The sequence below is a fragment of the Pasteurella sp. XG20 genome (assembly GCF_018968665.1).
Lineage (GTDB): Bacteria > Pseudomonadota > Gammaproteobacteria > Enterobacterales > Pasteurellaceae > Pasteurella > Pasteurella multocida.
The window spans coordinates 1,147,249-1,169,113 of record NZ_CP076656.1 but is presented as its reverse complement, the minus strand read 5'-3'; the positions used below and the strand labels follow the sequence as shown (position 1 = coordinate 1,169,113).

The window sequence follows — 21,865 nt, the reverse complement described above, 5'->3', positions numbered from 1 at the left end:
CCGCAAACAAGCTAATGAATTGATCTTATTCGCCTTTTAATACATTGGCAGTTTGGATCGCTAATGCTCGACGTGTTGGGATGATCACGGCAATAAATGCCACCAGTAAGGATAACAATATCGTAATTGGGATAACGGGTAAACGCATATCAATATAGGCTTTAAATACAGTGAGTCCAAGAACTTGTGCCAATAAATAACCAATCACTAAACCCGTGAAAATAGCACAAATCGTAATAATGAAGGCTTCTGTGCCGATTTGCTGGATAATATCTTGCTTTTTTGCTCCCAAGGCTTTTTGTAGTGCAAATTCTTTTGCTCTTTCTCCCACAATGGCGATCAATGTGGTGTTTACACAAAGGGTTGCTAGGATCAGGATTACCACAGAAATTAAGCCCATTAAGCCTTTTATTTTCTCTAAGATTTGCCCTTCTGAAGCTGACACCTTACGAATCGGGCGAATTTCTAAATCGGGATATGTTTGTTGCAGTGAGGTGGCAAATTGTTCCACTTGTCCTTGATCATTTTTGACATTGAGTAAAGCATTAGTGGCTTGCCCTTCTTTTTCTAGCCAATGTTGCGCAAATTCTAAATTTACAATCAACATATTATCAGTGGCATCGCCGGCTTCAATGATGGCTTTGATATGGAAACGATGTTTTTCCACCGCATTTTTACTTAAAGTAATGCTATCGCCAACATTGAGTTGTAAGCGTTCTGCTAGGGTTTTGCCAATCATCGCATTTCGATCATCAAAATTGACGCCAATTTGCGATCCTGTGACTTGCCAATAAGGAGAGAGGGTTTTCATGTCTTCAAACCACACACCCATAATCACAATTTTTTCCAATTCACTGCGTGTGACACCATACAAATAAGGGCTTGCTGCGGTGACTAAGCCGGATGGTGCTTGGGCTAAAATTTGTTGCAGTTGCTGTTCTTGGATCAGTCCGCGGCTATTTGAGCCAATATAAAAATTGGCACCAAAGGTACGTAGCTCTTGGCTCATTTTGGTATTGATATCAAAATAGACAGCGGCCATTGCTGTGACAATACTGGCGCCAACAGTGAGTGCGGCAAAAATAATCAAGACGCGTTGTAAACGTAAGCGTAAGGCACGAAAAACTAAACGCCAGAACATGGATTTGGGTTTATTGGCGACCATACAGCACCTCAACAGGGTAGAGATTGGCAATCCGATGTGCCGGGAACCAAGTACCAATTAAAGCAATCAAGATAGAGAGCACTAATACACAAGGCACCACTATCCAGGTAAAATCTAAAGGGAGACCAAAAAGTGTGATACCAATAAATTTTGCTAGTCCCCAACCCGCTAAGCATCCTAATATACCACCAAATAATGCGCTAATAGTGGCTTCACAGTAAAAGAGCAGGACAATCTGCCATTGGTATGCCCCCAACGCTTTCATCAAACCGATCTCTTTACTTCGTTCAATAATCGTACTGGTCATCAAGGAGGCTATCCCCATTGCCGCAGCAATCACTGCCGCTACGGTGACCACCGCCAGTAATAATTGGATTTTTTCAATCACTACGCCTTCAGAGGCTGCGACTTGCCAGATAGGGCGAACAATTGCGCCTGAAATCGCCTCTTCTAATTGATGAGCAATAGAGGATACATAAGCCGTACAGTACCAACGATCATATTCTTCAGCATCTAGTCCTTCAACATTGGCGCGTGCTTTGCGCGAAAGTTCATTTTCTGGCACGGTTAAAGCGGACACTTTAATCGCTTGGATTTTACCTTCGAGTCCAAGTAATTGTTGTACTGCACTTAACGGTAGCACCAGTTGTTGTTCTTCGCTGCCACCAGTGGCAAGTATCCCTTTGATTTCTACTGTAAGCTGTTGTTGAAATTCCTCGTCTTGGTAAGCGAGATGAATCTGTTCACCAGGCTGGAGCGACCAGGTTTTGGCAAGTTGTTCTCCGGCTAAGGCAGGCACGATTGTGCTAAATTGATCCTGTAAATCATTGACCCACTCACCTTGTACTTTCCAATATGGGCTGATAATCTTTTGTCCCGTATGGTAATCTGCTTCATCAGGAATGGCGATCTGACGATCAAAAAATGTGCCTAAAATCTGAATCGGTTGTAGTGTATTCTGATTAGCTTTTTGTGCTTGTACGTTCGCACTTAGTAACGGCGCAAAGCCGACAATGTTATTTCGCCAAAAAATGTCTTTTACATTAGGTAATTCTTTTTCATCAAGAAAGTCTTGGCTAGTTAATGAACTGGCGCCATTCACATCCTCGGGTAAAATCGCACGGCTAGCGGGTTCAATTAAGATATTGGCACCATAGGATTTTAATTCACGCGCCATTTTGTCACCAATATCAATGGAAACCGCGAGGAGTGCGGAGACTAAACCTGCGGCAAGAAAAAGAGTTATGATTGCGAGAAGTTTGCGTTTTAAACCAAAGCGCCAAGATTGATATAACATTCTGGCTAACATTACTTGCCTCCTTCTGCATTGAGGTAATTTTCTGGGGCATCTCGGAATAAATGAAGATTTTTTTCCGTAGCAAAGAAATACGTTTTGCCTTCGTAACTGTATTTGTGCTCAGTACGGGTATTCTTCAGTTGACTGTGATCCACAGGATCGATCACGTCAATCTCAACGACAGTTGAAAAATAATGTAAGCCGTCTTCTAAGCTTTTTTTGTGAATAATCACCTGAGTGTCCGTTTGTTCCCAATTTTCAATCGGAACAGGATTACAACCACCGGGTTTACCGATAGACGGAATAAACATTCTGACACCGCAACCTACGCAAATCACTTGATCGCCTTCCATGACATAACCCTGATCGCCACAAAGAATACAGGCATCAAAGACCGCGGCTAAACTTAAACGGTCAGGCAGGCGGTTAATTAAAAAAAAGCGTACTGCTTTTCCGTCATCTGCTATCCATACAAAGCGATGTAATTTGCCGTCTTTTACTTGTTCGATAGGGATATAAACTTGGTTCTTGTCATCCATATGTACAGGGATGGCTTCGGATAAGCGAGGCGGTTGAGAGGCCACTTTATCCCAGTACAGTTGTGCCGTGAAAATGAACAATACGCAAACGCCTCCCCATTGTAAGAGACGGGATGACGTCAGTAGCGTGGCACGTTTTTTGCGTTTTTCAATTGGGTGTGCTTCTTGTTCTACAGCATGTTGACGAGCTAAATGGACGCGGAACCAGAAACTCAGCATGATAATCAGTAAAATAGCACTTTGGAGATAATTAAAGAAATTGGTGAGGTTGCCAGCTTTCGCAACAAAGCTGAGCCTTGCTTTGGTTAAGTCGAGCAGTTGGAGTTTCATTAAACTTAACAGCAGCTCAGCGCTCTGTGGTATCAGTAATAAAATCACTATCAGGTAAGTGAGGAGAGGAGCAAGTGCGGTCAGTTTGTGTTGAATTTTACTTTGTTGTAATAAAAGACTGAGCCAGCTTGCGACAAAAATGGCAAGTAAAATCGCTAAGATGATCGCACTGCTGTGTAAGATAAAATCGGTATTGATGACGTCGGTGTGTGTGATAGCCGAAAGATTGGGATCTTTACCCCATAAAAGTCCTGCGATAAAGCTTAACAGGACGTGCCAAAAAGAGGTTAATGTTTTGTTATGCCAATATTGGCTGAGACAGAATAAAAGTAGGCTGGTGATAATCCACGCACTGAGCACTAAATTAATGCGCTGACTTTTTGGTAAATAGATGCTCAGAATTGCCCCAGCTACGAAACAAAGTAGCGCTAGCCACAGGCGTGATTTCATGTTCACTTGCGGATGGTAGGACCACGCACAGCCAAGCAAGAGGGCAAAAGGCAGAAGCGTTTGCAGTAAAGACGTAAAAAAGTAATTCATAAGTTGTCCGCAATGCTGTGATAGTTGATTAGATACGATAAGGCATAACTTTTGTTTGCTTTAAAATGCTACTATTTCCAATCGCACTTTGTCAGAAAAGCCACGATTGGAAATAGCGTATCGAAAATTGGTGTAAAGGTGCGTTTTTACGCACCTTAAAGCGACTTAGTTCAAACCGGTATATTTGAATTCATAACTGACATCAAATGGTTTCCACCAACGACCCACACCAGTTTCTTCATCGGTATGACGGTGCATCCCCGCTTTTGGTGGTGGCTCAATATGGTAAGTTAATTTATAGTTGCCTACGCCCATCATTTTGATATTTAAGCCATAGTGTGGACCATCTGCCGCAACCATCGGCATAAAGGTACCTTCTTGTTTCTCACCAGTATCAGTATTGACTAAAGTATAGTTAATGGTGAGATATGGCATCCATTCTCCTTCACCAAAGCCATTCACGTTACCTTTAATCGCATGAATATCTGCTTCTAAGTGAATATCAGATTTGGCTGCTGGCAGCCCCATACCACGCGGTTCCATGTCAACGGGCTGCAAATATACGGCTGCAATTTCCATACCGTTCATTTCAATAGGCTCACCAATTGGATATTCTTTAAATGCCAGCGCGGATGGTGCAGCTAAAATGCTGGCGAGTAAAGTGGTGGCTAAGAGTACTTTTTTCATACTTAATCTCCTCTGACTATTTAAGTATAGATTGTGAAACTAAACTGCTTTGCGGTTCTGATATTTCATATAGAACAGGGCAAAAAGGGCTGCAATAAGTAATATCACTTGTGGTATCAAGGTTTCTAGGTAAGGATAAATACCTAACCAACTGATCTCGGGAGCACCCACAATTAAAGTTGGTTCAAAAAGTTTACCTTCAATTAACTCTAATACGCTCTTGCCGGCAAAAACAAAGGCCATCAGATACATAAAGGTGCCAGTAAACATAAAGAAGGGTTTTAATGGCAGCTTCACCACGGTATAGCGCATAATCAAATAACAGATGGTGAGAATGACTATACCCACTACCAACCCTGCGAAAAGGTAGAGATAACTGACCGCACTTGTGGCATCAGCAACCAACGCGTAGTAGAACAACACCGTTTCCGCCCCCTCACGATAGACAGCGAGAAAACTGGTGAGCCATAGCCCAATCAATGAACCCGTTGTGAGTGCGCTAGACAATTTGCCTTCTAAATAACGTTGCCAATTTTGCGCTTCTACTTTGGATAATAGCCAGTAGCTCATCATAAATAACATCACTACAGCGATCATCATTGTAAAACCCTCTAGCAGCTCTCGACTGGCGCCTGCATTAGCAAACACGAATTGAAAAATCACGGCGGTAATCAGGCTAGCGATTAAGGCAACATAGACAGATTGGCGAATAACGGGAAGCTTATCTTGATGTTGGTTTTTGATCAGATAAGTCACAATCGCAGCAACAATGAGCAAGGCTTCTAACCCTTCACGTAGAATAATTAACAGACTATAGAGGAACATTGACCAATGACTTTGTTTTCCTCCTTGTAACATCTCGACACTTTTGCTTAAGCCTTGAGCGAGCTGATTTGCTTGTTGTTGTAGTTGATCGGAGGAGGCATTGGCTTTGATCAAACTTACTAAACGGGTGAAATAGCCTTCGAGTTCAGCTTTCATATTGCTGTCCCGTGCGCCTATTTTGTTTTCCATCCCACTGCTTTCGAAGACATCAAAATAGGTATCTTGTACAGCAAGCATTGCTTTTTTCTGTTCACCTTGTTGATATAAGTTCATCGCTTGTTGAATGCGTTGATTAATCTCATTCGTTACTTTCTGCCAGTCTTGATCGGGCGTATTGTCTGTTGAGTTGACTTGTGCTTGCACCACTTGTGTTTCACGCGTAGTCGGAAGATTTGGTAGCTGTTCTTCAATCTCTTGTAACAACAACGTGATTTGGTAGCCTAAGTTATTGAGTTGATCCGGTTTTTCGCTAAGACGAATGAGATCATAAAATTGTTGATTAATGCTAGCTGAAATGGAGGCAGAACGATTTTGACGAATAGCCATTTCCATTTCCGCATTTTTAAAACCATCGTATTGTGCTTGCTGAACCCATTTTTTCGCTTGAGCAAATTCGCCCTGTTCATAAGCACTGATCGCTTGGGCAAGCAGATCATCAATAATTTTAAAACTTTGTTGCCAGTGTTGGGCAATAGTTTGATTGCTATACACGTCATGTTGGGCAGAGGCATTGAGTTGGTGTCCGTCCGCTAATACAGGTAATACTTCTTGCAGTTCGGATTTGAGCCCATTGATTTTTGTTTGTATTGTTTCTAATGAAACTCCTTCACCAATCATTTTGCGAATTTCAGCAAACGTCGCTTCCATTTGGTAACTTTTTTGTGCTGAGAAATTAATACGAATCGGACCTTCTAAGTTCTCGAACACTTCAAAATACGCCATTTGCACTTCCGTACGTGCTTCGTCAGCTTGGCCTTGTTGATATAGATGCGCCGTTTTGTCTAAACGGTGTTCAATGTCTTGAATCCACTCGGCATAATTGTCTTTAGCTTGTGTGAAGGCACAGAAAAACACGCTGAAAATGAGCACTAAATATCGAAGTTGATTAACGTAAAACATACACTCACCCAAATGATAGTGATTATTATATTCGTTAGTATGATTATCCTCTTATCGTTTTTTTTCGCAACAAGAAATCCTGCTTTGATGATAAAAATGTGATAAAAAGCACAAATTTTATTACAAATATGCAGGGTATTTTTCAAAGTCGTTGGGGTAATGGAATACTGTGATGTGAGTCACGAAATCAACAATGCCAGCTGTTTATTTAGGGCGGTGCATTGCATAATGAGAGAAATATGACCATGAGTTCAGTGAGGAAAACGATGAAAAACATGTTATTAATGAGCGGTTCGAAATATCAAAATACAGACTATTTAGTGCATACGCTGCCTTGGCTACAGGATTTTTTGGCAGACTATCAAGGGAAAACCGTTGCTTTTGTACCTTATGCTGGTGTTCGTCAAAGTTATGATGAGTACGAATTAAAAGTCCAAAAAGCATTAGCTGAATTAAATGTGGCGATTCTTTCGGTTCACCGTGCAGAAAAACATGCAGAAATCATTGAAAAAGCGGATGTTATTGCGATTGGGGGAGGTAATACGTTTTGTTTATTAAAAGGCATGTATGAACATCATTTATTGCCATTGATTCGCGAAAAAGTTCAGTCGGGTACACCGTATTTTGGTTGGAGTGCGGGGGCAAATGTGGCCGGTCGCTCTATTATGACCACCAATGATATGCCGATTACCTATCCGCCATCTTTTGACGCTTTAAATTTATTTCCACACCAACTAAATCCGCATTTTATTTCGGGTAAACCTGCTGGGCATAATGGGGAAAGTCGCGAAGAACGCTTAGCGGAATTCTTAATTGTCAACCCAACTGCCAACGTCTATGCCTTGCCAGAAGGAACCGCACTGCATATTCAAGGTCAGCAAGCGCGTGTATTGGGTCAACATGATGTGTTATTGTTCAGTGAAAATATGCAATTAGCGACCTTGCCGGTGAATAGCGTATTTGATTATTAATCTCGCTTTCTGGTCTTTTTGTGAACTTTGTTTGGTGAAAAGATCAGAAAGACTTATAATCTGTACTGCTTTTTGATTAATAAGAGAGAGAACAAAATGACAGCGCAAAGTGGCGTATTATTAGAGCATTGCAAAGCTGCAATTTATTTAGAAGCAAACATCACGGATCTGACGGTGATTCCTGAAGCAAGTCGTCAATTCTGTGACAAATTAGCACAATTACAACAAACCTATCCTGATGCTAGACTCGGCGCGGTTGTTGCCTTTGGCGATAAGGTGTGGAAACAATTAGCAGGAGAGAACAGCGCAAAAGAGCTCAAACCTTTTGTGACATTAGGTAAAGGTGATGCTTCCGCACCTGCCACCCAATGGGATCTGTTGATTCATATTCAATCTTTACGTCCTGATGTGAATTTTTCTGTCGCCTTAGCCGCGATGAACTGCTTTGGTAAAGCGATTCAGGTTGAGCAAGAAATTCATGGTTTTCGCTGGGTAGAAGAACGTGATTTTACTGGTTTTATTGATGGTACAGAAAATCCACAAGCAACAAAACGCGCAGAGGTCGCACTCATTGCACAAGGTGACGATACGGATGGAAGTTATGTCTTTACACAACGCTATGAGCATAATTTAACCAAATGGGAAAAGCTTACTACTGCGAAGCAGGAAATGGTAATTGGGCGGACTAAGCCGGACAGTATTGAGTTAGAAAATAAAGTGGATACCTCACATGTAGGGCGAACTGATCTAAAAGAAAATGGCGTGGGATTAAAAATTTTACGTCATAGTTTACCTTATGGTAAAGCCAGTGAGAAACACGGTTTATTCTTTGTTGCTTACTGTGCAACCCTGTATAACATTGAGCAACAGTTACTCAATATGTTTGGTGAAAAAGACGGTAAAACCGATCGTTTACTAGGCTTTACTAAGGCAGTAACTGGGAGCTATTATTTTGCGCCGTCATTAGAGAAATTAAAAACTCTCTAATCTTCATATTCACTTAGAAAAGTGCGGTCAAAAAAGCAAAAAAATTGACCGCACTTTTTGTTTATGCTGTTTGCTCAGTTAGCAATAGCATCTTCTACTGGTGCCGGTTGGTTTGATGGAGCACCCGGCGATAACACATCCCATACGCTTTCTTGTTTGCTGATTTCAGGTGCTTGGCAAAAAGACTGAGCATGATTTATCCAAACGGGAATTTGACGTGCGCTTGAACAATCCCAACTACCATAATCATTAATCCCCACCCATTGAATACTGTTAAGAGAAGGTAAGTGAAGTACAGTTGCTGGATGACGCTGTAAATAATTTTGATAAATTTGCAAGGCACCAGAAGCGCCGGTTAGTTTGGTTTCGCCATTATCATCACGCCCTAACCAAACCGTCACGATGTTTTCACCATCAATGCCCACAAACCAGGTATCACGTGCATCATTGGTAGTGCCTGTTTTTCCGGCAAGATGTAAGTGACTAAATTGGTTTTGCAAACTGCGCGCAGTGCCTCGCGTTACGGTTTGTTGCATGGCATACAGTGTTTGATAACTGGCTTCAGCCGGTACCACTTGCTCAGGTTCTAAGCGGCGTTGATATAAGAGATTTCCTTGTTGGTCTGTGATGCTGTCAATGGTCGCCAACGGGATTTTTTGTCCTTGATTGGCGATCACTTGATATAAATGCGTGACTTCGTAAGGGGAAATCGCATAAGCGCCCAATAAGGTGGCGGGTACCTTGGGGATTTGTACTTTATCCCAACCCATTTTCTTTTGTGTTTCAATCACTTTCTCTAATCCCACTTGCATCCCAATATTTACTGTTGGGATGTTTAAGGAACGAGCTAAGGCATCCATTAACATCACGGAACCGCTGTATTTGCGATCATAGTTACGCGGTTGCCACGGTGGGCTGCCTTTAATTTGAATGGTAATCGGTTGATTTTGAATCGCTGTATTAAGACGGAACTTGTCAGGTACTGAAAGTGCGGTCAAATAAATGGCGGGTTTTACTAAAGAGCCAATTTGGCGTTTGGCGCTTAAGGCACGATTAAAGCCCGCATATTGTGTTTGTAAACCACCAACAATGGCCCGCACTTCGCCTAAACGATAATCAGCAATTACCATCGCAGATTGTAAATGGGGGTTTTTGTGTTTCGCTTGTAAGGTAGATGTCGCACTGACTACTGCATTTTCTGCATGGGTTTGTTGTTTAGGATCTAAGGTTGAAAAAATCCGTGCTCCTAATAAATTCGTGGCTTTGTTTTCGCCTAATTGCTCACGTAATTCAGCTTGTAAGGTCTGAATGAAGGCAGGGTACTTGCGCGTAATTTGACCACGTTCTTGTACGCCTAATGGACGCTGGACTAACATTTGATACAGTTCATGCCCAATGACTTGATGATCGAGGAGTAAACGCAGTACCACATTACGGCGCTCTAATGCGGTGTTCGGATTCCGCCAAGGATTATAAAGAGAAGGACCTTTGACCATGCCAACTAATAAGGCGATTTGATCCAAACTAATTTCGTTGGTTGAGCGCCCAAAATAAAAGTGGCTAGCCAGTTCAAAGCCATGAATTTGAGTATCGCCATTTTGCCCTAAATAAATTTCATTTAAATAGGTTTCTAAAATACGATTTTTATCGTAACGCCAATCTAAAATCACGGCCATCAAGGCTTCATTGACTTTACGGCTTAGGGTTCGTTTGTTGCTTAAAAACAGGTTTTTGACTAATTGTTGCGTTAAGGTACTGCCACCTTGTACAGTATGACCTGCTTGAATATTGGTGATCATCGCACGTGCAATGCCGAGTAAACTGATCCCTTCATGTTGGTAAAAGCGACGATCTTCGGTAAGTAATAATGCATCGATTAATAAACGTGGATAGTTATGGAGTGGGATCGCTAAACGCTCTTCTTTCTCTGACTGTAGCATAGCGATTAATTTTGGCGCTAAACGAAACTCAGGAATGGTACGTTGGTTGATTAAATCTTCAATTACTGCCAATTGATTGTGTTTAAAACGTAGGCGAAAGACACGTTGTGCTTCTGGTTGCACAGGAAAGGGAAACGCGCGTCGTAGCAAAACGAGGGTGTCACCTTCTACTTTAAAATCGCCAGGGGCTGCTACTAGGGTGGTTTGACGATAATCATTGTCTAATAAACGTTGTTTGACTTGTTCAAAGCTCAGTTGTTCTTCAAGACTGATACGTTCAATACGGCTATAGACTTCTGCGGGGAGTCGCCAGATCTGCCCATCCATTTTAGAGCGTATTTGCCAATCTAAATACAATCCATAAAACGCCAACATACAGATTAATGTAAAACTCACTTTGGCACATAAGAGGAGCCAAGAAGATTTTTTTCGGCTTACATTGGTTTTGTTGGATTTTGGCATATGACCTACTCAAACTCGCGTAATTTCATTAGGATTGGATGAAAGCTAGTGCAGATTGTAAGAAATGGATAAAGTCATCTGTGCCACAAAAGGCAATACTTTCTTCATCGTAATAGTGGAAATCATCTTCAAGCGGTTGGTCATGTTCAAGCATTAGATTATTAGCGCGAACCATGACTTCTTCCTGATTGATAAATACACTGTATTCTGTCCCAATGAGTGTGATGTCTTGTTGTGTTTTGCCTGTTTGGAGTTGCTGAAGTACTGTTTGAATTTTGGCAGAATCTGACCGCACTTCGCTATTAAACCAGTTTGCAATGGCTTCATGTCCCATAGAACATTTCGCCATTATCGAACCTAAATGAGATGTGAATTGGAAATCCATATTAAATACTGAAAGATGAACCACAACCACAGGTAGTTGAGGCGTTTGGATTATTCACAACGAAACGAGAACCTTCTAAGCCCTCAGTATAGTCCACGGTTCCCCCAATTAAATATTGTAAACTCATGGGATCGATCACTAAGTGCACGCCAGATTTCTCAATAGTTAAATCACCGTCGTTTACTTTTTCATCGAAAGTAAAACCATATTGGAAACCACTACACCCACCGCCGGTAATATAGACGCGTAATTTCAAATTCGGGTTTTCCTCTTCACTGATTAAGGCTTTTACTTTGTTGGCAGCCGCATCAGTAAAGATCAGTGGCACGGAAATCTCTGTCATAATTTATCTCGCTATAATTTCAACTGAATTGACGTATTATCTAATAACCGACTAATTCGTTCAAGAATTTATCAAGGATTTTTATGTTGGATAATGTTATAATTCGCGAACGAATGCATTTTCTGGAGAAATTTTTTTATGGCAATTCCATTAAGAACGGAAGACGAAATTGTGAAGTTACGTGAGGCATGTAAGTTAGCCTCAGATGTCTTAGTGATGATTGAACCTTATGTTAAAGCGGGCGTGAGTACAGGTGAGTTGGATCGTATTTGCCATGAGTATATGGTGAACGAACAAAAAACTATTTCAGCTTGTTTAGGTTATCATGGCTTTCCAAAAGCGACCTGTATTTCTGTTAATGAAGTCGTTTGTCACGGCATTCCCAGTGACGACAAAATATTAAAGCATGGCGATATTGTCAATATTGATGTGACAGTGATTAAAGACGGTTATTTTGGCGATAATTCGAAGATGTATATTGTAGGTGAAACCAATGTGCGTAGCCAAAAATTATGCGAAGCAGCACAAGAAGCTCTCTATGTCGGATTACGTACAGTAAAACCGGGGATCCGTTTAAATGAGATTGGTCGAACAATACAAACATACACCGAAAATCAAGGGTTTAGCGTAGTACGTGAATATTGTGGACATGGCATCGGCTCAGAATTCCACTGTGAGCCACAAGTGCTACATTACTACGCAGACGATGGTGGTGTCATTTTACAACCGGGTATGGTGTTTACGATTGAACCGATGATTAATGCGGGGAAAAAAGAAGTGCGTTTAATGGGAGATGGCTGGACTGTTAAAACCAAAGATCGTAGCCATTCTGCGCAATATGAACATCAATTAGTCGTCACGGAAACGGGTTGTGAAGTGATGACTATTCGAGAAGAAGAGGTCGCCGCAGGACGCATTCAACGAATCATGGTGAATGTCTAATACAAATTAAATATGGCTGAATTTTTTCAGCCATTTTTTTATTGATATTGAGAGGGCATAATGCTTTTTCCTTATTTTCCCTTAAGTGAGCTTGATGTCAGTGCAGTACGAACTCAGAAAGAAAATTTAAAGCAATTCGAGTTAACGCAATTTGCACACTATGAAATCTATGATCTGATTACTAACCGTACGCAATTTTGTGATCATCTCTTGCGGGATCTTTGGCTACGATTTGGCTTAGTCAAAGATAACACACTCACCTTGATCGCGGTGGGGGGATATGGTCGTGAAGAAATGTTTCCTTTGTCCGATTTGGATTTCTTGATCTTAACAAGCGAGCAGGTAGAGGCGCAAACTGAACAAAAAATTCGTCAATTCGTGCAATTTTTATGGGATTGTGGTTTTGATGTTGGGCATGCGGTGCGGACCTTATCAGAGTGTGAACAAGCTGGACGTGACAATATTACGGTTGCAACGAACTTATTAGAAGCGCGTTATTTAGAAGGGAATTTCTCACAATTTCAGCAGTTGGACAACGTATTGCAAAAAGCCGATTTTTGGCCACGTGAGGCATTTTTCCAAGCCAAATATCAAGAGCGAGTTGAACGTTATCAACGTTATCATAATACCAGCTATAACTTAGAGCCTGATATTAAACACAGTCCGGGCGGATTACGTGATCTTCACTTGTTATATTGGATCGCCTTACGTCATACTGGGGCGAAAAATCTAACGGATATTTTGAATTCGGGCTTTATATATCCTCAAGAATATGCGCAGTTACTGGAAAGTCAGCAATTTTTGTTTAAAGTGCGCTTTGCATTGCATTTAATTTTAAAACGTTATGACAACCGCTTGTTATTTGAACGTCAAATTCGTGTCGCTGAGTTACTTGAATTTGTCGGACCGGGTAATCAAGGTGTGGAAAAAATGATGAAATCATTTTTCCAAGCGCTACAAACGATCTCCTTACTCAGTGATTTGCTAGTCAAACATTATCGCGAGCACTTTTTACAAACCAATGAACCCGTACAAGTCAGATTATTAGATAAGGAGTTCCAGTGTGTAAATAATGCCATTTGTTTACGCCAAGCAAATTTGTTTGTAGAACAACCCGAACAAATCCTAAGCTTATTTTTTCATTTAACGCAAGATCATCAGCTTGATATTCATTCTTCTACGTTACGTCAGTTACATCTTGCCCTTGAACAGCGCAGCGGTTATTTGTCTGAATTGCCGGCAGCAAGAGAGCGCTTCTTACGTTTATTCAATCAACCAGGTGCAATCGCGAGAGCACTGGTTCCTATGCATAAATACGGTGTATTAAAAGCCTATTTACCCCAATGGCACCATATTGAAGGCTTAATGCAATTTGATTTATTTCATTGTTATACCGTAGATGAACATATTGTGCGAACCTTGTTGAAACTAGAATATTTTCTTGAGGCAGAAAGTGTGGTCCCCCATCCGATTTGTAGTCAGATTTTTTCGCGCTTAACCGACCGCACATTGCTCTATATTGCAGCCTTATTCCATGATATTGCGAAAGGACGTGGCGGTGATCATGCCGAATTAGGGGCTGTTGATGTTGCTCAGTTTGCGCAGCAACATGGTTTTGATCAACGCGAAATTCACACACTGACTTGGTTGGTTGAGCAGCATCTGCTCATGTCGGTTACTGCGCAACGGCGCGATATTCATGATCCCGAAGTAGTATTACATTTTGCGGAAGCCGTACAAAATAACGTGCGTTTAGATTATTTAACCTGTTTAACGGTAGCGGATATTTGTGCAACAAATGAAACGTTATGGAACAGTTGGAAACGTACATTAATTGCTACCCTCTATCAATTTACCACGCAACAATTTGCACAAGGTATGGATTGCCTCTTGGATCATGTGGAGAAAATTGAAAATCATCGTCAGCAAGCCTTGACATTATTAACGCAAAATAGCCTGTTAAGTGCGGTACAAATTGAAGAAATTTGGCAGCGCTGTCCTGAAGAGTACTTTTTACGTAATACCCCGAAACAAATTGCTTGGCATACAGAATTACTGGCAGATAACCAAACAGAATTATTGGTTAAAATCAGTAATCGTTTTTCAGAAGGGGGAACCGAGATTTTTGTGTATTGCCAAGATCAACCCAACTTGTTTCATAAAGTGGTGACGACGATTGGCGCGAAGAAGTTCAGTATTCATGATGCACAAATCATCACCAGTCATGATGGTTATGTATTTGATAGTTTTATTATTACTGAATTAGATGGCAAGTTAGTGAAATTTGATCGTCGTCGTAGCTTAGAAAAAGCCTTAATGCAGGCACTGAATACGAGCAAATTGCCAACATTTCGTGCGACTCACAACCCTAAATTACAACATTTCCATGTCAAAACAGAGGTGCGCTTTTTAAAAGAACAGCGAACTGATCAAACGGAAATGGAATTGTTTGCTTTAGATCAGACTGGTTTACTTGCCAAAGTGAGTCAGGTGTTTAGTGAGTTAAAACTGAATTTGTTGAATGCCAAAATTACGACTATCGGCGAAAAGGCAGAGGATTTCTTTATTCTGACAAACAGTGAAGATCGCGCCTTAACGGCTGAACAGCGACAATGCTTAACGCAGCGTTTACATGAAGTACTCGAACCAAAATAGAAAACGTTTTCCAAAATGACCGCACGTTGAGGGAGGTGTTTATCAAGTGATGTATAAATCCCATGTAAAAGTGCGGTCTGTTTTTTTAAGGTTATCTATTTTTTCAAATTGACAATCGCGACGGAGACAATAATTAATGCTCCACCGAGTAACATACGCAGACTCGGTTCTTCGTCTAGCCAAATCCACGCGATCGCAATGGCATATACCGGTTCAAGAGAAATGATCATCGCAGCAGTGCGCGCATTGATCGTATCTAAGCTAGAAACAAATAGGGTATAAGCCAAGGTTGTGCAAAGTAAGCCAATACAAGCGATCCAAAACCAATCTTGCCAAGACACATCAGGTAACTGGTGTGCAGAAAAGGGCAACAGCATAATGGCGACCACTAAATATTGACACCAACTGGATTGTGAACCTGATATTGTGCTGACGTTTTTGCGATTGATGACCGCTAATATGCCATAACTGAGGGCGGAAAAAATGCCCCACAGTAATCCTTGTGTAGCTTGATGACCAAACTCAAAGGCAGGGGTAATCAAAATCAGCCCAAGCGAAATCGCGATCAGCAAAAAATATTCTTTTGTTTTTAACCGCTCTTTAAAGAACAGCATTTCAAACAAAGCAACGAAGGCGGGGAAACTGGCAAAGCCTAAAGTACCAATCGCCACACCACCTATTTTTATCCCTTGGTAAAAACTCACCCAATGTACACCTAATAACACCCCAGAAAGACACTGGCTGGCGATTTCACGCCCTTGCATGGGGATCAGTTTTTGCCGACGGAGTAAGAAAAAAAGTGAAAGCGCAGCAAAGGCAATTAAGACACGCCCTAAGACAATCATTTCTGCACCTGTGGTGGCTAATGCGCCAAAAACACCAGAGGCACCAAATAACACTGCGGTGCCGTGTACCTTAAGCAATGCTAAGCTGTAATTATCCTTAATTATCGCCATACACTGCCTTTAAGCTAACTGAGAGAAAACTTGATCGGCAGCTTGCAAAGTGCGCTCAATATCTTGATCAGAATGGGCGAGTGACATAAAGCCTGCTTCAAACGCCGAAGGGGCAAGATAAATACCTTGTGCTAACATAGCATGGAAAAAACGGTTGAATTTTTCTGTATCACAAGCCATCACCGCTTGATAAGAAGAAACAGTTTTTTGTTCAGTAAAGAAAATGCCAAACATCCCACCAACATAATTCACTACAAACGGGACATGATGTTTGTCTGCTAAGGCTTTTAAGCCAAGTGCTAATTTCTCGGTTTGTTGGGCTAAACATTGTGCATTTCCCGCTTTTTTCAACTCCGTAAGGCAAGCAAGACCGGCTGCCATGGCAATCGGGTTGCCTGATAATGTTCCCGCTTGATAAACCGGACCTAGTGGAGCAATGTGTTGCATAATGGCTTTTTTACCGCCAAATGCACCAACAGGCATCCCGCCGCCAATCACTTTGCCTAAACAAGTTAAGTCCGGCGTGACGCCATAATAAGTTTGTGCACCACCTAATGCGACACGGAAACCGGTCATCACTTCATCAATAATAAAGACGGCACCATATTGATCACAGAGTGCACGTAAGCCTTGTAAAAAGCCCTCTTGAGGTGGAATACAGTTCATGTTACCGGCCACAGGCTCGACAATCAGACACGCAATCTCATTAGGATATTGTTCAAAAGCGTGCTTGACTGAATCTAGGTCATTATATGTACAGGTTAACGTATGTTTGGCAAAATCTGCAGGTACACCGGGTGAGCTTGGTTGCCCTAAAGTTAGCGCGCCCGAGCCAGCTTTTACTAGCAAAGAATCAGCATGACCATGGTAACAGCCTTCAAATTTAATGATTTTATCTCGTTTAGTGTATCCACGAGCTAAGCGAATAGCCGACATAGTCGCTTCTGTCCCAGAACTGACCATACGTACCATGTCTATTGAGGGGACTAATGAACAAACTAATTCTGCTAATTCAATTTCTAACGCAGTTGGTGCGCCAAAACTTAACCCATTTTGAGCGGTGCTGATGACCGCATCTAAGATGGTAGGGTGGTTATGCCCTAAAATCATCGGTCCCCAAGATCCCACATAATCAATATATTGATTGCCTTCAGTATCATAAAGATAAGCACCTTGGGCTTTTTCGATAAAAATCGGCGTGCCACCTACTCCCTTAAAGGCACGTACTGGTGAGTTTACACCGCCGGGAATTCGATGTTGTGCACGTTGAAAAAGAGATAAAGAGGTTGTCATAATCGTATCCTAATTTTGTGATAGAAATGAGCACCATTCTACTGTAAAAAAGCGGAAATAGATAAAAATATTTATGGAACAAAAAATGCTTTGTGGTATTCTTCGAGCATTCAAATTCAAAGGGAAATTCCAATGCTATTGAGTTTAATTGTGACATTTTTGGGGGCATTTCTGACATTATTATTTATGCGCCCGATTGCCCAAAAAATAGGTTTAGTGGATAAACCGAATTTTCGTAAGCGCCATCAGGGTGCGATTCCTCTAATTGGTGGTGTGTCGTTGTTTGTTGGGAATCTCTGTTTCTATTTATTAGAGTGGGAACAAATGCGCTTACCAACACTTTATTTATTTAGTATTTTTGTGTTGCTTGTGATCGGTATGATTGATGACCGTTTTGACATCAGCCCTTTTTTGCGTGCCGGTATTCAAGCAATATTAGCTATATTAATGATTGATCTCGGTAATCTTTATTTAGATCATTTGGGGCAAATTCTCGGTCCATTTCAGCTGACACTTGGATCCATTGGCTTAATTATTACGGTACTAGCCACTATAGCTGCAATTAATGCCTTTAATATGATTGATGGGATTGATGGTTTACTAGGTGGATTATCGAGTGTGGCTTTTGTGTCTATTGGCATTTTATTAATTAAGGATAATCAGCTTGACTTGGCTTATTGGAGCTTTGCTTTAATTATTGCCATTCTGCCTTATTTTATGATGAATTTAGGCATTCCTTTTGGGCAGAAATTTAAAGTATTTATGGGCGATGCGGGCAGTACTTTAATTGGCTTTACGATTATTTGGATTTTACTGCTCAGTACGCAAGGTAAAGGGCATCCAATGAATCCTGTGACAGCATTATGGATAATCGCGATCCCACTTATTGATATGATTGCGATTATGTATCGCCGTTTACGTAAAGGCAAAAGCCCATTCCGTCCAGACCGTTTACATGTACATCATTTAATGATGCGTGCCGGTTTAACATCTCGTCAAGCTTTCTTATTAATTACTTTCGCAGCGGCAATTTGTGCCACGATTGGTATTTTAGGAGAGATTTTTTATATTAATGAATGGCTGATGTTTGCCGGATTTATTCTATTATTTTTTATGTATTCTTATTCAATTACACGTGCGTGGCGTATTACACGTTGGATTAGACGAATGAGAAGACGCGCAAAACGTATTCATAATAAGGGTTAAACAGCATGACGCAAGTAGAAAATACACAAAAAACACACCGCACTTTTCTAAGCTCAATCAGTATAATATTGGGGACTACGTTGCTTGGCGTGATAGTGGCTTATGGTGGCAGTTACTTAAAAAGTAAAACTTGGCTTGCAGAAGCTCATGTGAGCGCGCCAGATATCGCGTTACTTGGTAATTATTATGCATTATCTTCGACTTACCAATTTATCAAAAATAAAGAGAATCAACACCAAGAGACAGAAATAGTTTATCAAGAATTTTTGAAACAACTGATGTCAGAAGAAATGATTCGCCGTTTTTGGGAAAATACAGAGTATTATAAACAAAAGCAAACAGGGGAAGATCACATTGATCTTGCATTATTAGAAAAGTTAACCAAAGCTATTAAATTTAAATCAGCACAAACGCTTGATGTAGCGGATAGTGTGAGTCTAACACTCGAGAATCCGAAATTAGCCACAGAACTACTTTCTTCTTTTATTGATCAGGTTAACGTTGAAACACGTAAAATTGTTTATAGCAATCTAATTAGCCAATGGAAAGTTTTATTCGAACAAGTAAAGAAAGCGACAGAATTTAACTTAGGTAAGAATGCTCAATCAGCATTGGTATTAGAAGATTGGAACGGGAAACTACAAATGATGCGCTCGGTTTCACCTTTAGATGAACAATTCAGTGCATATCGTTATTTAAAAAAACCAACACAGCCGATTATGCAACGTTCGCCTAATCGCAAATGTTGGGCTAGCGTGGGGGCATTGATTGGCTTTATCTTGTCTTTTTTCATGTTATCGCTATTTAATTCCCGTAAAAAATTAATTAATACCCTTTAAATCAATAAAAAACAGGCGTATATTTACTACTTTATGTCCAATTTGAACAAAAAACTATCTAATAACTTTTTTTTTCAAAAAAGTACTAGACAAGTTTATGTGAAGTCATTAATATACGCCCCGCAACGACGCGATGAGCGCTCGTAGCTCAGTTGGATAGAGCGTTGGCCTCCGGAGCCAAAGGTCGCAGGTTCAAATCCTGTCGAGCGCGCCAGAGAGTCAATGTGATGTAAACTGAATAAATCAATGGTGGCTATAGCTCAGTTGGTAGAGCCCCGGATTGTGATTCCGGTTGTCGTGGGTTCAAGTCCCATTAGCCACCCCAAATTTTTTTACAGTCGGCGAGTAGCGCAGCTTGGTAGCGCAACTGGTTTGGGACCAGTGGGTCGTAGGTTCAAATCCTATCTCGCCGACCATTTTTTGTTCTTTAACAATCTAACAGACAATCTGTGTGGGCACTTGTTGATTGATTTCATTTAAAAAATTTTAAAATTGAAGTCTTAATAGGTGCTTAATACTGAAAATTCATGATACTTTTGAAGTAAATGTAAACTTTTAGCTAAGCAGTTTATTGAGCGATTGAACTTTGAATTGAAGAGTTTGATCATGGCTCAGATTGAACGCTGGCGGCAGGCTTAACACATGCAAGTCGAACGGTAGCAGGAAGAAAGCTTGCTTTCTTTGCTGACGAGTGGCGGACGGGTGAGTAATGCTTGGGAATCTGGCTTATGGAGGGGGATAACTGTGGGAAACTGCAGCTAATACCGCGTATTCTCTGAGGAGGAAAGGGTGGGACCTTAGGGCCACCTGCCATAAGATGAGCCCAAGTGGGATTAGGTAGTTGGTGGGGTAAAGGCCTACCAAGCCTGCGATCTCTAGCTGGTCTGAGAGGATGACCAGCCACACTGGAACTGAGACACGGTCCAGACTCCTACGGGAGGCAGCAGTGGGGAATATTGCGCAATGGGGGGAACCCTGACGCAGCCATGCCGCGTGAATGAAGAAGGCCTTCGGGTTGTAAAGTTCTTTCGGTAATGAGGAAGGGATGTTGTTAAATAGATAGCATCATTGACGTTAATTACAGAAGAAGCACCGGCTAACTCCGTGCCAGCAGCCGCGGTAATACGGAGGGTGCGAGCGTTAATCGGAATAACTGGGCGTAAAGGGCACGCAGGCGGACTTTTAAGTGAGATGTGAAATCCCCGAGCTTAACTTGGGAACTGCATTTCAGACTGGGAGTCTAGAGTACTTTAGGGAGGGGTAGAATTCCACGTGTAGCGGTGAAATGCGTAGAGATGTGGAGGAATACCGAAGGCGAAGGCAGCCCCTTGGGAATGTACTGACGCTCATGTGCGAAAGCGTGGGGAGCAAACAGGATTAGATACCCTGGTAGTCCACGCTGTAAACGCTGTCGATTTGGGGATTGGGCTATATGCTTGGTGCCCGAAGCTAACGTGATAAATCGACCGCCTGGGGAGTACGGCCGCAAGGTTAAAACTCAAATGAATTGACGGGGGCCCGCACAAGCGGTGGAGCATGTGGTTTAATTCGATGCAACGCGAAGAACCTTACCTACTCTTGACATCCTAAGAAGAGCTCAGAGATGAGCTTGTGCCTTCGGGAACTTAGAGACAGGTGCTGCATGGCTGTCGTCAGCTCGTGTTGTGAAATGTTGGGTTAAGTCCCGCAACGAGCGCAACCCTTATCCTTTGTTGCAGCGATTCGGTCGGGAACTCAAAGGAGACTGCCAGTGACAAACTGGAGGAAGGTGGGGATGACGTCAAGTCATCATGGCCCTTACGAGTAGGGCTACACACGTGCTACAATGGTGCATACAGAGGGCAGCGAGAGTGCGAGCTTGAGCGAATCTCAGAAAGTGCATCTAAGTCCGGATTGGAGTCTGCAACTCGACTCCATGAAGTCGGAATCGCTAGTAATCGCAAATCAGAATGTTGCGGTGAATACGTTCCCGGGCCTTGTACACACCGCCCGTCACACCATGGGAGTGGGTTGTACCAGAAGTAGATAGCTTAACCTTCGGGGGGGCGTTTACCACGGTATGATTCATGACTGGGGTGAAGTCGTAACAAGGTAACCGTAGGGGAACCTGCGGTTGGATCACCTCCTTACCTAAAATGAAGCGACTGCAAGTGTTCACACAGATTGTTTGGTAGATTGTATGAATAAAACATATGGCAAAGTGGAGAGCATCTTTACATGTTGTCCCCATCGTCTAGAGGCCTAGGACATCGCCCTTTCACGGCGGTAACCGGGGTTCGAATCCCCGTGGGGACGCCATTTAAAGATGACTTTTGTTGTCTTTACTGTTCTTTAAAAAATTGGAAACAAGCTGAAAAACTGAAGAGATTTTCGAAAGAAAGTCT

General features: G+C 41.8%; 16 protein-coding genes, 4 tRNA genes and 1 rRNA gene. 11 read left to right on the top strand and 10 right to left on the bottom strand.

The window, feature by feature from the left end; all coding sequences use genetic code 11:
• Window positions 1–25 precede the first annotated feature (25 nt).
• From KPF51_RS05355 to KPF51_RS05335, 5 genes are all read right to left on the bottom strand, one after another.
• On the bottom strand, window positions 26–1,165 hold the full coding sequence (locus KPF51_RS05355) for an FtsX-like permease family protein (RefSeq protein WP_061405973.1): 1,140 nt from the start codon (window positions 1,163–1,165) through the stop codon (window positions 26–28).
• Window positions 1,152–2,474, bottom strand: coding sequence for an ABC transporter permease (locus KPF51_RS05350; RefSeq protein WP_005753818.1), 1,323 nt, complete (start codon window positions 2,472–2,474; stop codon window positions 1,152–1,154). The genes KPF51_RS05355 and KPF51_RS05350 overlap by 14 nt, the downstream gene beginning before the upstream one ends.
• Window positions 2,474–3,871, bottom strand: coding sequence for a Fe-S-containing protein (locus tag KPF51_RS05345; RefSeq protein WP_064972577.1), 1,398 nt, complete (start codon window positions 3,869–3,871; stop codon window positions 2,474–2,476). Before KPF51_RS05345 ends, KPF51_RS05350 begins: the two co-directional genes overlap by 1 nt.
• 165 nt (window positions 3,872–4,036) lie before the next feature.
• A complete protein-coding gene (locus KPF51_RS05340; RefSeq protein WP_005726172.1) occupies window positions 4,037–4,558 on the bottom strand; it encodes an iron transporter in 522 nt (173 codons plus the stop codon).
• Window positions 4,559–4,597: 39 nt separating this feature from the next.
• Window positions 4,598–6,502 carry an FTR1 family protein gene (locus KPF51_RS05335; RefSeq protein WP_005726173.1) on the bottom strand — a complete coding sequence of 635 codons (1,905 nt, stop codon included), beginning with the start codon at window positions 6,500–6,502 and terminating at the stop codon, window positions 4,598–4,600.
• 266 nt (window positions 6,503–6,768) lie between these two features.
• On the opposite strand from KPF51_RS05335, the gene pepE reads away from it, so the two are divergent.
• Together pepE and KPF51_RS05325 are read left to right on the top strand one after the other, a co-directional pair.
• A complete protein-coding gene (gene pepE, locus KPF51_RS05330) occupies window positions 6,769–7,473 on the top strand; it encodes a dipeptidase PepE (RefSeq protein WP_005721773.1) in 705 nt (234 codons plus the stop codon).
• Window positions 7,474–7,569: 96 nt separating this feature from the next.
• The gene (locus KPF51_RS05325; RefSeq protein WP_005726175.1) at window positions 7,570–8,460 is read left to right on the top strand and encodes a Dyp-type peroxidase; all 891 of its coding nucleotides are present in this window, start codon (window positions 7,570–7,572) and stop codon (window positions 8,458–8,460) included.
• Between the two features lie 74 nt (window positions 8,461–8,534).
• Here KPF51_RS05325 and mrcB read toward each other — a convergent pair whose 3' ends face one another.
• The 3 genes from mrcB to erpA are packed head-to-tail and all read right to left on the bottom strand — an operon-like array spanning window position 8,535 to window position 11,590.
• On the bottom strand, window positions 8,535–10,862 hold the full coding sequence (mrcB, locus tag KPF51_RS05320; RefSeq protein ID WP_061405975.1) for a penicillin-binding protein 1B: 2,328 nt from the start codon (window positions 10,860–10,862) through the stop codon (window positions 8,535–8,537).
• Between the two features lie 28 nt (window positions 10,863–10,890).
• Window positions 10,891–11,247, bottom strand: coding sequence for a YacL family protein (locus tag KPF51_RS05315; protein ID WP_010906656.1), 357 nt, complete (start codon window positions 11,245–11,247; stop codon window positions 10,891–10,893).
• Between the two features lies 1 nt (window position 11,248).
• A complete protein-coding gene (erpA, locus tag KPF51_RS05310) occupies window positions 11,249–11,590 on the bottom strand; it encodes an iron-sulfur cluster insertion protein ErpA (protein ID WP_005721778.1) in 342 nt (113 codons plus the stop codon).
• A 138-nt stretch (window positions 11,591–11,728) separates the two neighbouring features.
• On the opposite strand from erpA, the gene map reads away from it, so the two are divergent.
• Both map and glnD read left to right on the top strand, forming a co-directional pair.
• Window positions 11,729–12,532: a type I methionyl aminopeptidase gene (map, locus tag KPF51_RS05305; protein WP_005726179.1), complete on the top strand. Its 804-nt coding sequence runs from the start codon at window positions 11,729–11,731 to the stop codon at window positions 12,530–12,532.
• A gap of 60 nt (window positions 12,533–12,592) precedes the next feature.
• Window positions 12,593–15,187, top strand: a complete 2,595-nt coding sequence (gene glnD / locus KPF51_RS05300) for a bifunctional uridylyltransferase/uridylyl-removing protein GlnD (protein ID WP_005726181.1) — start codon at window positions 12,593–12,595, stop codon at window positions 15,185–15,187.
• Between the two features lie 95 nt (window positions 15,188–15,282).
• On the opposite strand, the gene KPF51_RS05295 is transcribed toward glnD, so the two are convergent.
• On the bottom strand, window positions 15,283–16,143 hold the full coding sequence (locus KPF51_RS05295) for a DMT family transporter (protein WP_005726183.1): 861 nt from the start codon (window positions 16,141–16,143) through the stop codon (window positions 15,283–15,285).
• Between the two features lie 9 nt (window positions 16,144–16,152).
• Window positions 16,153–17,436, bottom strand: coding sequence for a glutamate-1-semialdehyde 2,1-aminomutase (hemL, locus tag KPF51_RS05290; protein ID WP_061405976.1), 1,284 nt, complete (start codon window positions 17,434–17,436; stop codon window positions 16,153–16,155).
• 132 nt (window positions 17,437–17,568) lie between these two features.
• Between hemL and wecA the strand changes: the two genes are divergently transcribed.
• The 7 genes from wecA (at window position 17,569) to KPF51_RS05255 (ending at window position 21,779) form a co-directional block, all read left to right on the top strand.
• The gene (wecA, locus tag KPF51_RS05285) at window positions 17,569–18,642 is read left to right on the top strand and encodes a UDP-N-acetylglucosamine--undecaprenyl-phosphate N-acetylglucosaminephosphotransferase (protein WP_005751351.1); all 1,074 of its coding nucleotides are present in this window, start codon (window positions 17,569–17,571) and stop codon (window positions 18,640–18,642) included.
• Window positions 18,643–18,647: 5 nt separating this feature from the next.
• Entirely contained in the window at window positions 18,648–19,481 is an 834-nt protein-coding gene (locus tag KPF51_RS05280) for an LPS O-antigen chain length determinant protein WzzB (protein ID WP_005726193.1), read from the top strand.
• A 137-nt stretch (window positions 19,482–19,618) separates the two neighbouring features.
• Window positions 19,619–19,695: transfer RNA gene (locus KPF51_RS05275), tRNA-Arg, on the top strand.
• A gap of 35 nt (window positions 19,696–19,730) precedes the next feature.
• Window positions 19,731–19,806: transfer RNA gene (locus KPF51_RS05270), tRNA-His, on the top strand.
• Between the two features lie 14 nt (window positions 19,807–19,820).
• Window positions 19,821–19,897, top strand: a tRNA-Pro gene (locus KPF51_RS05265).
• Window positions 19,898–20,069: 172 nt separating this feature from the next.
• Window positions 20,070–21,610, top strand: a 16S ribosomal RNA gene (locus KPF51_RS05260).
• A gap of 93 nt (window positions 21,611–21,703) precedes the next feature.
• Window positions 21,704–21,779 (top strand) — tRNA-Glu (locus KPF51_RS05255).
• Window positions 21,780–21,865: the final 86 nt, after the last annotated feature.